The organism is Streptomyces sp. RK9, from assembly GCF_045070545.1.
Classification (GTDB): domain Bacteria; phylum Actinomycetota; class Actinomycetes; order Streptomycetales; family Streptomycetaceae; genus Streptomyces; species Streptomyces alboflavus.
Genome location: NZ_CP173703.1, coordinates 4,250,860 through 4,265,559, shown reverse-complemented (window position 1 = coordinate 4,265,559; position 14,700 = coordinate 4,250,860). Strand labels below are relative to the sequence as shown.

The following is a 14,700-nucleotide window of genomic DNA, read 5'->3' as shown; positions in this document are numbered from 1 at the left end:
TGCTTTGTTACCCCTTTTGGTGAGAGTCCGGACCTGCGGTTCAGGACTCAAGTTCCTCGTCGATGATGTTGAACACGTCGTCGAGCGTTGCCGAGTCGAGGTCGCCCGCCGCGCTCTCCGGCTCCTTGTCGTCCCAGGTGGACAGGAGTGACCGGAGCCGCAGCCGGATGTCTCCGACCAGCGCGTCGTTCGGGTCGAGCTTGGAGATGGTGACCGTCAGCCTGTTCAGCTCGCCGAGCACCTCCGCGGCGGGTGTGCGGTCGTCGGCGAGCACCGTCGTCCGCAGGTGGGCCGCGAGTGCCGCCGGGGTCGGGTGGTCGAAAACCAGGGTGGCGGGCAGTCGCGTGCCGACCTCGGCGTCGAGCCTGTTGCGCAGCTCCACGCCGGTGAGCGAGTCGAACCCGAGCTCCTTGAAGGCCCGTTCCGCCTCGACGGCCTCCGGCCCGGCGAAGCCGAGCACGGCCGCCGTGTGGGTGCGGACGAGGTGGACGAGGGTGCGGTCCCGCTCCGCCTCGGTGAGGCCCGCGAGCCGCTGGGCGAGCGAGACCGTGCCGGGACCGTCGCCGGACCGCGCGGCCCTGCGGGCGGGTGTGGGCACCAGGCCGCGCAGCAGCGGCCGCACCTGCTCCGGGTGCGCCCGCAGCGCCGCCAGGTCGATCGCGGCGGGCACCGCCGTCGCGGCGCCGGTGGCGCGCGCCGCGTCGAAGAGTGCCATGCCGTCGGCGGAGGACAGCGGGGCCATGCCGCCGCGCGCCATCCGCTGGACGTCGGCGTCGTCGAGGTGCCCGGTGATGCCGCTGGCCTCGGCCCACAGGCCCCACGCCAGTGAGGTCGCGGGCAGTCCGGCGGCCCTGCGGTGCTGGGCGAGCGCGTCCAGGAAGCTGTTCGCCGCCGCGTAGTTGCCCTGGCCCGGGCTGCCGAACACACCGGCGACGGCGGAGAACAGGACGAACGCTGACAGGTCCGCGTCGCGGGTCAGCTCGTGCAGGTGCTGCGCGGCGTCGCCCTTGGGGCCGAACACCGCGTCGACGCGCTCCGGGGTCAGGGACTCGATCACGCTGTCGTCCAGGACACCGGCGGTGTGCACGACGGCGGTCACGGGGTGCTCGGCCAGGAGTGCCGCCACCGCGTCGCGGTCGCTCACGTCGCACGCGGCGATCGTGACGCCCGCGCCCAAGTCCTCCAGTTCCCGGCGCAGTTCCTCCGCGCCCGGCGTGGCCGGGCCGCGGCGGCCGGTGAGGACCAGATGGCCGACGCCGTGGCGGGCGACGAGGTGGCGTGCGGTGAGGCCGCCGAGCACGCCGAGGCCGCCGGTGATCAGGACCGTGCTGTCGGCGGTGAACGCCGCGGGCTCGGGTCCGTGGTCGGGCTCGGGTGTGTGGCCGGGCTCGGGTGTGTGGCCGGGCTCCGCGCCGTCGGCCGGAGTCGCGAGCCGTGCCAGCCTGGCCACGGAGGCGGCGCCGTGCCTGATCACGAGCTGCGGCTCCCCCGCGGCCACCGCGGCGGGCAGCCCGCGCAGCGACTTCTCGTCCTCGTCGACGTCGACGAGGACGAACCGCTCCGGGTGTTCCGACTGCGCCGACCGCACCAGGCCCCATGCGGGAGCGCGGACCAGGTCCGGGACGTCCTCGTCGGGCCCTGCCGCCACCGCGCCGTGCGTGAGGAGCACGAGCTGCGCGTCGGCGAACCTGTCGTCGGCGAGCCACTTCTGGAGCAGGTCGAGAGTGTCGCGCGTCGCCGCGCGCGGGGACGTCGCGCCCTCGCCGGGCGTCACCGCCACGCGCCGGGGCACGGGCGCGCCCCCGTCGACGGCGGCGACGAGCGCGGCCAGGTCACGGTGCTCGTCGACCGGCTCGCCCGCCGCGGTGAGCGCGTGGGCGAGGCGGGCGGTGTCGCCGCCGAGCACCGCCCACGTGCCCGTGTCGGGAGCGGCGTCCCGTACGGGGACCCACTTCACCTCGAACAGCGAGTCGCGGTGGGCGGACCGGGCGAGGTCGAGCTGGTCGGCCGAGAGGGGTCGCAGGCTCAACTGGTCGACGGCGGCGACCGGTTCACCGGAGCCGTCGGCGACGAGCACCGCCACGGCGTCCACGCCGACCGGCGTCAGCCGGACCCGCAGCACCGTCGCGCCGGTCGCGAGCAGCCGCACCCCGGCCCACGAGAACGGGAGCCCGTCCGAGCTCACCCCGAGCCCGGCCGTGTGCAGCGCGGCGTCCAGGAGGGCCGGGTGCAGGCCGAAGCCCTCGTCCGTGAGGCCGTCCGGCAACACCACTTCGGCGAACACCTCGTCGCCCTTGCGCCAGGCGGCGCGCAGGCCCTGGAAGGCGGGGCCGTGGTCGAGGCCCGAGGCGGCGACGGTGGCGTAGTGGTCGTCGACCTCGACCGGTTCGGCCTCGGTCGGCGGCCAGGCGACGAGGTCGTCGGTGACGGGTTCGGCGTCCGCCGCGAGGGTGCCGGTGGCGTGGCGGGTCCAGGCGCCGCCCGCGTCTCCTCGGGAGTCCACGGTGAACGCCCGCCGGCCCGCCGCGTCCGGCCCGTCGACGCTGAGCCGCACCTGGACGCCGTCCCGCTCGGGCAGCACCAGGGGGGCCTCCAGGACGAGGTCGTCCAGGGACGCGCAGCCGACGTGGTCACCGGCGCGCAGCGCGAGGTCCACGTAGGCCGCGCCGGGGAGCACGGCGGTGCCGAGGACGCGGTAGTCGGTGAGCCACGGGTGGGTGCGCAGGGACAGCCTGCCGCTGAACACGAGGCCTTCGGAGTCGGCGAGTTCGGTGACGGCGACGAGGACGGGATGGTCCACGCGGCCGAGGCCGGCCGAGGTCACGTCGCCGGACGCGGTGTGTGCCGCCGTGGGCCAGAAGCGCTCGTGCTGGAACGGGTACGTCGGCAGGTCGACGCGCTCTGCCGCGGGGAGCGGCCACTCCACCCGGCCGCCGCGCGTGAACAGCGTGGCCGCCGAGGTCATGAGCCGGGCCGGGCTCCCGTCGCCGCGCCGCAGCGAGCCGACGACCACGCCGTCGGCGCCGACGAGTTCGCCGAGCCCGGCCACGAGGACCGGGTGCGGGCTGACCTCGACGAAGGTGCTGAAGCCCGCTGCCACCAGTGCGGAGACGGAGTCGGCGAACTGCACGGTCCGGCGCAGGCTGCGGTACCAGTACGCGGCGTCCAGCTCGCGGGTGTCCAGCCAGCCGCCGGTCAGCGGCGAGAAGTACGGCACGTCCGCGGAGCGCGGCGTCACGTCCGCGATGCCCGCGAGAAGTTCCGCCTCGATCCGCTCGACGTGGTGGGAGTGCGGGGCGTAGTCCGCCTGGACCCGCCGCGCCCACACGCCCTTCTCGGCGCAGAGGTCCACCAGTTCGTCGAGCGCGGCGGCGTCGCCGGACACGACGACGGAGGCGGGGCCGTTCACCACGCCGATGTCGAGCTGCCCGTCCCAGGGCGCGACGAGGTCCCGTACGGCGTCGACGTCGAGCGCGACGGACACCATGCCGCCCTGTCCGGCGAGCGCGGTCAGCGCCTTGCTGCGCAGGACGACGAGGCGCGCCGCGTCCTTCAGGGGCAGGGCGCCCGCGACGCAGGCCGCCGCGATCTCGCCCTGCGAGTGCCCGAGGACGGCGCTCGGTTCGACGCCCCACGACCGCCAGGTCGCGGCCAGCGACACCATCACGGCGAAGAGGGCGGGCTGGACGACGTCCAGGCGCTCCATCAGGGCGGGGTCCTGGACGGCGTCGAGGAGCGACCAGTCGACGTACTCGCCGAGGGCATCCGCGCACTCCCGCATCCGCGCGCGGAACTCCGGCGAGGACTCCAGGAGTTCGAGGGCCATGCCGACCCACTGCGTGCCGTGGCCGGGGAACACGAACACCGTGCCGGTGCCGCGGTCGTCGGCCGCGCCGGTGACGACGTTCGGGGCCTCGCGGCCGTCGGCGAGGGCGGTGAGGCCGCTGAGGAAGTCCTCGCGGTCGACGCCCACAAGTACGGCGCGGTGGTCGAAGGCCGGCCGGGACCGCAGTGTGTGGGCGACGTCGGCGACCGGCATGTCCGCCTTGTGGTCGAGCTCGTCCCGGAGCCGGGCCGCCTGCTGCCGCAGGGCATCGCCGGACCGGGCCGAGAGGACCCACGGCAGGACGCCGGGCTCCGTCGGCTCTGTCGGCTCTGTCGGCTCCGTCGCCTCGGCGGGCGTCGGCGCGGGGGCCTGCTCGATGATGGCGTGCGCGTTGGTGCCGCTGAACCCGAAGGACGACACACCGGCACGCCACGGCCGGTCGACGGCGGGCCACGCACGCTCGTCGGTGAGCAGTTCCACGGCGCCCGCGGACCAGTCGACGTGCGGCGACGGCTCGTCGACGTGCAGGGTGCGCGGCAGGACGCCGTGCCGCATCGCCATCACCATCTTGATCACACCGGCGACACCTGCGGCGGCCTGGGTGTGCCCGATGTTGGACTTCACGGAGCCGAGCAACAGGGGCTCACCGGCACGCTCCTGGCCGTAGGTGGCGAGGAGCGCCTGGGCCTCGATGGGGTCACCGAGCTTCGTGCCGGTGCCGTGCGCCTCGACGGCGTCGACGTCGGACGCCTGGAGTCCGGCGCTCGCGAGGGCCTGGCGGATGACGCGCTGCTGCGAGGGGCCGTTGGGGGCGGTGAGGCCGTTGGACGCGCCGTCCTGGTTGACCGCCGAGCCGCGGATCACCGCGAGGACGGGGTGCCCGTTGCGCCGGGCGTCCGAGAGGCGTTCGACGAAGAGCATGCCGACGCCCTCGCCCCAACTGGTGCCGTCGGCGGCAGCGGCGAAGGCTTTGCAGCGGCCGTCGAGGGAGAGGCCGCGCTGGCGGCTGAACTCGATGAACGCACCTGGCGTGGACATCACCGTCACGCCGCCCGCGAGCGCCAGTTCGCACTCGCCCGACCGCAGCGCCTGCACCGCCAGGTGCAGCGCGACCAGCGACGAGGAGCAGGCCGTGTCGACGGTGACGGCCGGGCCCTCGAAGCCGAACGTGTACGACAGGCGGCCGGACGAGACGCTGGCCGCGTTGCCGGTCGCCATGTAGCCGCCGACGTCCTCGGCGGCCTCGCCGAGCACGAGGCCGTAGTCCTGCGCGTTCGAGCCCACGAACACGCCGACGCTCTCACCGTGCAGCGACGCCGGGTCGACCCCGGCCTGCTCCAGAAGTTCCCAGGAGGTTTCGAGGAGGAGCCGCTGCTGCGGGTCCATGGCGAGTGCTTCGCGCGGCGAGATCCCGAAGAAGCCCGCGTCGAAGCCGCTCACGTCGGACAGGAACGCGCCCGACTTGAGGTAGGTGGTCCCGACCGCGTCCGGGTCGGGGTCGTACAAGGCCTCCACGTCCCAGCCACGATCGGCCGGGAACTCCGTCACCGCGTCGCCACCGGACAGGAGGACGTTCCACAGGTCCTGCGGGCTGGACACGCCTCCGGGGTAGCGGCACGACATCGACACGATCGCGATCGGCTCGTCGCTCACCCCGGAGACCGCGACCGGAGCCGAGTCCGTGGGTGCCGCACTGGCGCCGCACAGTTCGGTACGCAGGTACGCGGCCAGGACGGCGGCCGTCGGGTAGTCGAAGACCAGGGTCGCGGGCAGGGCGAGACCGGTGGCGTCGCTGAGGCGGGCGCGCAGTTCGACGGCTGTCAGGGAGTCGAAGCCCAGGTCACGGAAGGCGCGGGTCGCGGAGAACGCGTCCCCGGAGACATGGCCGAGCACGGCGGCGGCCTCGTACCGCACCAACTCGGTGAGCTGCTGCTCCTGCTCGGCCTCGGCCAGGCCGGCCAGGCGCTGCGCGAGCGCCGACGTGCCCTGCTCGGCCGATGAGGACCCGAACGCGGCCTGGACCTCGGGGAGTTCACCGAGGAGCGGGCTGGGGCGCTGCGCCATGAAGGTGCCCGCGAACCGGGACCAGTCGACGTCGGCGACGACGACGTTCCCGTCACCGCGCTCCAAGGCCGTGGCCAGACCGGCGATCGCGACCGCCGGAACCAGCGTCGACAGGCCCCAGCGCTGTAGCAGCGCAGTCTGCTCGGCGGTGGCGACCATGCCGCCGCCGCCCCACGGCCCCCACGCGACAGCGGTGGCGGGCAGGCCCGCGGCCCTGCGGTGCTCGGCCAGGGAATCCAGGTAGGCGTTGGCAGCCGCGTACGCGCCCTGCCCGCTGCTGCCCCAGACTCCCGCGATGGACGAGAACAGCACGAACGCGTCCAGCGGCGTGTCGCCCAGGAGCTCGTGCAGGTTCCGCGCGCCGTCGACCTTCGCCGCGAGCACACCGGCCAGGTCGTCCCGGTCCAGCTCGGCGAGGGTGGCCGAGCGCTCGATGCCCGCCGTGTGGACGACGGCGGTGAGCGCGGGGACGCTGTCCAGGAGCGCCCGGACCGACTCCTTGTCCGCCACGTCGCAGGCGGCGACGGTGACGCGCGCGCCCAGCTCGACGAGCTCCGCCTCCAGTTCCTCGGCGCCCTCGGCGTCCGGGCCGCGACGTCCCGCCAGGACGACGTGCTCGGCGCCGCTCGCCGCGAGCCAGCGCGCCACATGGCCGCCCAGGGCGCCGGTGCCACCGGTCACGAGGACCGTGCCGCACGGCGACCAGCCGGAGCCGGAGCGGACCGCGCCGAGCGGCGCGGGCACCAGCCTGCGACCCAGGATCCCGTCTCCGCGCAGCGCGACCTGGTCCTCGCCACTCGCCCCGGCGAGGACGGCGGCCAGCAGGTCACCGGTCGCCTCGTCCGGCGCCTCGGGTACGTCGACCAGACCGCCCCAACGGCCGGCCTGCTCCAGGGCGGCCACGCGGCCCAGACCCCACAGCATCGACTGCTCGAACCCGGCGACGACGTCGCCCTCGGCCGCCGCGACCGCACCGGACGTCAGGCACCACAACGGCGCTTCCACACCCGCGTCACCGAGCGCCCGCAGCAGGTCGACCGTGCCCGCGACACCCACGGGCACCGCCGACTCGCCCTTGTCGATGAGCCCGAGCAGCGAGACGACCCCGTCGAGCGCGGGCAGTCCGCTCAGCTGCCGCGCCCAGTCGACCGCATCCGGGTCCACCTCCAGGACACGGATGTCCGCTCCGCCCCGGGCAAGCGCCGCACGCACCCACTCGGCTCGGTCCTCGCCCGTCGGCGCCACGACGAGCCAGACACCGGCCAACTGCCGCGCTTCGGCGGCTACCGGCCGCCACTCGACCCCGTACCGCCACCCGTCGGCGACAGACCGGTCCCGCTGTTTCCTCCGCCACGCCGACAGCCGAGGCAGCACCGCACTCAGCGGATCGTCCGACGACACCTCGAGCGTGCGGGCGAGATCGGCGATGTCGCCTTCCTCGACGACTTCCCAGAACCGCGCTTCGACCGGCGACATCCGCTCGGCGCCCATCTCGACGGGGTCGGCGTCGAGCCAGTAGCGCTCGCGCTGGAAGGCGTAGGTGGGCAGGTCGACCTGCCGGGCGCCGCCGATCGCGAAGTACGCGGTCCAGTCGACCGGCACGCCCTGCGTGTGCAGCGCGGCGACCGTGCCGAGGAGCGCGTTCTCCTCGGGCCTGTCGGCGCGCAGCGCGGGCAGGAACACCGCGTCGGGCGCGCTGCCGAGGCCGAGAGCGGAGAGCGTGCCGCCGGGGCCGACCTCGACGAAGACGTCGGTGCCCTGCTCGCGCAGCGCGACGACGGCGTCGTGGAAGCGCACGGACTCGCGGACGTGGCGCACCCAGTAGTCCGCAGAGGCCAGCTCCTCGGCCGTGGCGAGCTGTCCGGTCAGCGTCGACACGATCGGGATCTCGGGTGCGCCGCACGCGATTCCCTCGACCACCGCACGGAAGTCGTCGAGCATCGGGTCCATGAGCGGCGAGTGGAACGCGTGGCTCACCTTGAGGCGGGACACCTTCCGGCCCGCCGCACGCCAGTGCTCCGCAACCGCTTCGACGTCGGCGGCCACACCGGAGATGACGACAGAGTTAGGGCCATTAACCGCCGCTACACCCACTGTCTCCGGCAAGCCCTCAGCGATCAACTCGGCCTCGGACGCCTGGATCGCGACCATCGCACCACCGGACGGCAGCGCCTGCATCAACGCACCACGCGCCGACACCACCTTGACCGCATCCGCCAGCGACCACACACCCGCCACATGCGCCGCAGCCAGCTCACCGATCGAGTGGCCCGCCAGCACGTCGGGCCGCACACCCCACGACTCAAGGAGCCGGAACAGCGCCACCTCAACCGCGAACAGCGCAGGCTGCGTCACCCCGGTCTCGTTCAGCGCGTCGGCATCCGCACCGAACAGCACCTCCCGCACCGAAGGATCGAACTCCGCGAGCACCTCGTGCAGAGCCTCGGCGAACACCGGGAAACGAGCCTCCAGTTCACGGCCCATACCCAGGCGCTGCGACCCCTGCCCCGAGAACAGGAAGCCCAGCCGGTGCGGCGCCGCCTCCCCCACCGCGACACCCGGACCGCCACGCCCCTCGGCGAGCGCGGCCAGGCCCGCCCGGAAGTCGGCGCCGTCGGCGGCGACGACCACGGCGCGGTGCTCAAGGACCGCCCGCGAGAACACCAGCGCGCGGCCCACGTCCGGCACCGACAGTTCAGGCGCCGCTTCCACAAAGGACTTGAGCCGCCCGGCCTGCTCCCGCAGCGCCTCGGGGGTCTTGGCCGAGAGGGGCCACGGGACGACCGCGCCGACCGGCAGCGGCTCCGGGACGTCCTCCCGTACGACCACGGGGGCCTGCTCGATGATGGCGTGCGCGTTGGTCCCGCTGAACCCGAACGACGACACACCGGCACGCCACGGCCGGTCCGCGGCAGGCCACGGCCGGGCCTCCGCCAGGACCTCGACCGCGCCGGCGGACCAGTCCACGTGCGGCGACGGCTCGTCCGCGTGCAGCGTCCGCGGCAGCACACCGTGCCGCATCGCAAGCACCATCTTGATCACACCGGCGACACCGGCGGCGGCCTGCGTGTGGCCGATGTTCGACTTGATCGAGCCGAGCCACAGCGGCTCACCGGCACGGTCCTGGCCGTAGGCGGCGAGGAGCGCCTGCGCCTCGATCGGGTCGCCGAGCTTCGTGCCGGTGCCGTGGGCCTCGACCGCGTCCACGTCGGACGGCTCCAGGCCCGCGGCCGCCAGCGCGGCGCGGATGACGCGCTGCTGCGAGGGGCCGTTGGGAGCGGTGAGGCCGTTGGACGCGCCGTCCTGGTTGACCGCCGAGCCGCGCACGACGGCGAGCACCTGGTGGCCGTTGCGCTGCGCGTCGGAAAGACGCTCGACGAGCAGCATGCCGACGCCCTCGCCCCAGCCGGTGCCGTCGGCGTCCGCGCCGAACGCCTTGCACCGGCCGTCCACCGAGAGCCCGCGCTGGCGGCTGAACTCCACGAACGCGGCGGGCGTCGACATCACCGTCACGCCGCCCGCGAGCGCCAGTTCGCACTCGCCCTTCTGCAGGGCCTGCACGGCCAGGTGCAGGGCGACGAGCGACGAGGAGCACGCCGTGTCCACCGTGACAGCGGGGCCTTCGAGGCCGAACGTGTACGAGAGCCGGCCGGAGATGACGCTCGCCGCGCTGCCGGTGCCGAAGTAGCCGTCGACGGTGTCCTGAGCGGCCGTCATCAGCCGTGTGTAGTCCTGGCCGTTGGTGCCGACGAACACACCCGACCGGCTGCCGCGCAGCGACTGCGGGTCGATGCCCGCCCGCTCGAACGCCTCCCAGGAGGTCTCCAGGAGCAGCCGCTGCTGCGGGTCCATGGCGAGGGCCTCGCGCGGCGATATCCCGAAGAGCGCGGGGTCGAAGTCCGCGACGCGATCGAGGAAGGCACCCCTGCGGGAGTACGACGTGCCGACGCCCGCGCCCTCCGGGTCGTACAGCGCCTCGACGTCCCAGCCGCGGTCGGTCGGGAAGTCGGTCACCGCGTCCACGCCCGACCGCAGCACCTGCCACAGGTCCTCCGGGCTGGACACGCCTCCGGGGTACCGGCACGACATCGCCACGATCGCGATCGGCTCGTCGCTCACACCCACGGCGGCCGCGACGGCGGTGGTGGCGGCGGCTCCGGACAGTTCGGTACGCAGATAGGTGGCCAGCGCGGCGGCCGTCGGGTAGTCGAAGACCACGGCGGCGGGCAGGGCCACGCCGGTCGCCTCGCTGAGGCGGGCGCGCAGTTCGACGGCCGTCAGGGAGTCGAAGCCGAGGTCGCGGAAGGCGCGGGTGGCCGAGAAGGCTTCGCCGGACGCATGGCCGAGGACTGCGGCTGCCTCGTAGCGGACCAGCTCGGTGAGCTGACGCTCCTGCTCGGTCTCGTCCAGACCGGCCAGGCGCCGGGCGAGCGCCGACGTGCCCTGCTCGGCCGGAGCGGTGTCGAACGCGGCCTGCACATCCGGGAGTTCGGCGAGGAGCGGGCTGGGGCGCTGCGCCATGAAGGTGCCCGCGAACCGGGACCAGTCGACGTCGGCGACGGTGATCTGTCCGTCGCCGTGGCCGACGGCCGCGCCGAGGCCGGCGAGCGCCGCGTCGGGGGCCATCGTCGTCAAGCCCCTGCGGTGCAGGTGCGCGGCCACGTCCGCACCGGCGTCCTCGACCATGCCGCCGTCGGCCCACGGGCCCCAGGCGACGGCGGTGGCGGGCAGGCCCGCGGCCCTGCGGTGGTCGGCGAGGGCGTCGAGGTAGGCGTTCGCCGCGCCGTAGGCGGCCTGACCGCCGCTGCCCCAGACTCCGGCGATGGACGAGAACAGCACGAAGGCGTCCAACGGCGTGTCGCCCAGGAGTTCGTGCAGGTTCCGCGCGCCGTCGACCTTCGCCGCAAGCACGTCGCCGAATGCGGTGAGGTCGCCCGGGTCGAGGTCGGTGAGGGCGGCGGACCGCTCGATGCCCGCCGTGTGGACGACGGCGGTGAGCGCGGGGACGCTCTCCAGGAGCGCCGCGACAGCGTCCCGGTCCGCCATGTCACAGGCGGCGAACGTGGCGCGCGCGCCCAGCTCGACGAGCTCGGCCTCCAGGGCGGCGGCGCCTTCGGCCGCGGCACCACGACGGCTCACCAGGACGACGTGCTCGGCGCCGCGTGCCGCGACCCAGCGCGCCACATGGCCGCCCAGGGCGCCGGTGCCGCCGGTCACCAGGACCGTGCCGCGCGGCGACCAGCCCTCTCCGGCGGCAGCCCCGAGCGGCGCGGGCGCCAGCCTGCGGCCGAGGGTCCCGTTGCCCCGCAGGGCGACCTGGTCCTCGCCGCCCGTACCCGCGAGCGCCTTGGCCAGCAGGTCACCGGTCGCCTCGTCCGGTGCCGCGGGTACGTCGACCAACCCACCCCAGCGGTCAGGGTGCTCCAGAGCTGCCACCCGGCCGAGGCCCCAGAGCATCGACTGCTCGATTCCGGGGACCACGTCGCCCTCGGCCGCCGCCACCGCGCCCGACGTGAGGCACCACAACGGCGCGGACACGTCCGCGTCACCCAGGGCGCGTAACAGACCGATCGTGGCCGCGACACCCGTGGGCACGGCCGAATCACCCCTGTCGACGAGCCCGAGCAGCGAGACGACCCCGTCGAGCGCGGGCAGTCCGCTCAACTGCTGCGCCCAGTCGACCGCCTCCGGGTCCACGTCCAGGGTGTGGACGTCCGCTCCGTTGCGAGCCAGCGCCGCACACACCCACTCGGCGCGATCCTCACCCGTCGGCGCCACAACCAGCCACACACCGTCCAGTCGACGGCTCGCGGCGGCTACCGGCCGCCACTCGACCCCGTACCGCCACCCGTCGGCGACGGACCGGTCCCGCTGCTTCCTCCGCCACGCCGAAAGCCGAGGCAGCACCGCGCTCAGCGGATCGTCCGACGACACACCCAACGTACGGGCGAGGTCGGCGGGATCGCCTTCCTCCACGGCCTCCCAGAACCGGGCCTCGACCGGCGACATGCGCTCGGCGCCCGTCTCGACGGGGTCGGCGTCCAGCCAGTAGCGCTCGCGCTGGAAGGCGTACGTCGGCAGGTCCACGCGCTGTGCGCCGCTGCCGTCGAAGCAGGCGGCCAGGTCGACCGCGACACCGCGCACATTCAGGTGGCCGACGGCGCCGGTCAGCGCGACGAGCTCGGGGCGATCACCGCGCAGCGCGGGTACGAAGGCGGCCTCCGGCGCCGTCAGCTGCCCGAGGCCGGACAGCACTCCGCCGGGGCCGACCTCCACGAACACGTCGGCGCCCTGCTCTCGCAGCGACACGACGGCGTCGGCGAAGCGCACGGCCTCGCGCACGTGCCGCACCCAGTAGTCCGGGGACGCCAGCTCCTCGGCCGTGGCGAGCTGTCCGGTCAGCGTCGACACGATCGGGATGGCGGGCGCCTCGTACAACACGCCCTCAAGGACCGCGCGGAAGTCCTCAAGGATCGGGTCCATCAGCGGCGAGTGGAACGCGTGGCTCACCTTCAGACGGGTCGCCTTACGACCCGCCCCGCGCCAGCGCTCCGCCACCGCATCGACATCGGCAGCGACACCAGAGACCACGACCGAGTGAGAACCATTAACCGCCGCAATACCCACCGACTCCGGCAAGCCCTCAGCCATCACCTCAGCCTCGGACGCCTGAATCGCCACCATCGCGCCGCCCTCAGGCAGCGCCTGCATCAACGCACCACGCGCCGACACCACCTTGACCGCATCCGCCAGCGACCAGACACCCGAGACGTGCGCGGCGGCCAGCTCACCGATCGAATGCCCCGCAAGAACATCGGGCCGCACACCCCACGACGCCAACAGACGGAACAGCGCGACCTCGACGGCGAACAGCGCGGGCTGCGTCACCCCGGTCTCATTCAGCGCGTCGGCATCCGCACCGAACAGCACCTCACGTACCGACGGATCGAACGCCGCAAGCACCTCGTCCAGCGTCTCCGCGAACACCGGGAAACGGGCGGCGAGTTCACGCCCCATCCCCAGCCGCTGCGACCCCTGCCCCGAGAACAGGAAGCCCAGCCGGTGCGAGGCGGCCTCGCCCACGACGACGCCCGAACTGCCACGCCCCTCGGCGAGCGCGCTGAGCCTGTCGAGGGTGGTGGCCCGGTCCTCCGCCACAAGCACGGCGCGGTGCTCGAACAGGGAGCGGGTCGTGGCCAGGGAGAAGCCGGTGCCCGCCGGGTCGAAGTCGGTGGCGGCCGCCACGGCGGACCGGAGTCGGTCGGCCTGTGCGCGCAGCGCGTCGGGAGTGCGGGCGGACAGCGCCCAGGGCGTGACGGGGGTGGCCGACGTGTCGGCGTCCGTCGTGGGCCGCGGGTCGGCGGCGGGCGTCTCCTCCTGGACGGCGGGTGCCTGCTCCAGGATGACGTGGGTGTTCGTGCCGCTGACGCCGAACGAGGACACGCCGGCGCGGCGCGGCTCGCCGGTCTCCGGCCACGGCTGTGCCTCGGTGAGCAGCGCCACGGTGCCGGCCGACCAGTCGACGTGGCTGCTCGGCTCGTCGACGTGCAGGGTCTTGGGCAGCGTGCCGTGCCGCATCGCCATGACCATCTTGATGATGCCGCCGACCCCGGCCGCCGCCTGGGCGTGGCCGATGTTCGACTTCAGGGAGCCGAGCCACAGGGGGCGTTCGGCGGTGCGCTCGGCGCCGTAGGTGGCGATGAGGGCGTGTGCCTCGATGGGGTCGCCGAGGGTGGTGCCGGTGCCGTGCGCCTCGACCGCGTCGACCTGGGCCGGGGTGAGTCGCGCGCTCGCCAGGGCCTGGTTGATGACGGTCTGCTGGGAGGGGCCGTTGGGCGCGGTCAGGCCGTGGGACGCGCCGTCCTGGTTGACCGCGGAGCCGCGGACCACCGCGAGGATCGGGTGGCCGTTGCGGCGGGCGTCGGACAGGCGCTCCACGAGGAGCATGCCGACGCCCTCGCCCCAGCCGGTGCCGTCCGCGCTGTCGGAGAACGCCTTGCAGCGGCCGTCCACGGACAGGGCGCGCTGCCTGCTGTACTCGACGAACGTGCGCGGCGTGGCCATGAACGTGGCGCCGCCCGCCAGGGCGAGGGAGCACTCCTCACGGCGCAGCGCGACCATCGCGAGGTGCAGGGCGACCAGCGACGAGGAGCACGCCGTGTCCACCGTCACCGCGGGCCCGACGAGGCCGAGGGTGTAGGCGATGCGGCCGGACGCGATGCTGCCCGCGCTGCCGTTGGCGAGGAAGCCCTCGAACCCTTCGGGCGCCTGCGGCAGCCGCGTCGCGTAGTCGTTGTACATGACGCCCGCGAAGACACCGGTCCTGGTGTCCTTGGCCTGGACGGGGTCGATGCCCGCGCGCTCGAACGCCTCCCACGACGTCTCCAGGAGCAGTCGCTGCTGCGGGTCCATCGCCGCGGCCTCGCGCGGGCTGACCCCGAAGAACGCCGGGTCGAAGCCCGCGGCGTCCTGGAGGAAACCGCCGTGCCGGGTGATGGACGTGCCCGCGTGGTCCGGGTCGGGGTCGTAGAGCGTGTCGGCGTCCCAGCCGCGGTCGGCCGGGAACTCCACCACGGCGTCCCCGCCGTCGGCGACGAGCTGCCACAGGTCCTCGGGCGAGGCCACGCCGCCGGGGTAGCGGCAGCTCATCCCGATGATCGCGATGGGCTCGTGCTCCCGGTCCTCGACCTCGCGCAGGCGTCGGCGCGTGTTGCGCAGATCGGTGGTGGCCCGCTTGAGGTAATCGCGGAGCTTGTCCTCGTTCTCCATCTGGCGTGTACTCCTTACGGCGGTGCGGACGTGTTCGGTGC

The 14,700-nt window shown here is 74.1% G+C and carries 1 protein-coding gene; it reads right to left on the bottom strand.

The features are described from left to right. Positions 1–40: 40 nt before the first annotated feature. Positions 41–14,659 carry a type I polyketide synthase gene (locus tag AB6L24_RS17635; protein WP_405656305.1) on the bottom strand — a complete coding sequence of 4,873 codons (14,619 nt, stop codon included), beginning with the start codon at positions 14,657–14,659 and terminating at the stop codon, positions 41–43. Between the last annotated feature and the right edge of the window lie 41 nt (positions 14,660–14,700).

Bases quoted from the DNA above. Each gene is read 5' to 3' on its own strand.
- AB6L24_RS17635 (WP_405656305.1), bottom strand. From the start codon at position 14,659: ATGGAGAACGAGGACAAGCTCCGCGATTACCTCAAGCGGGCCACCACC.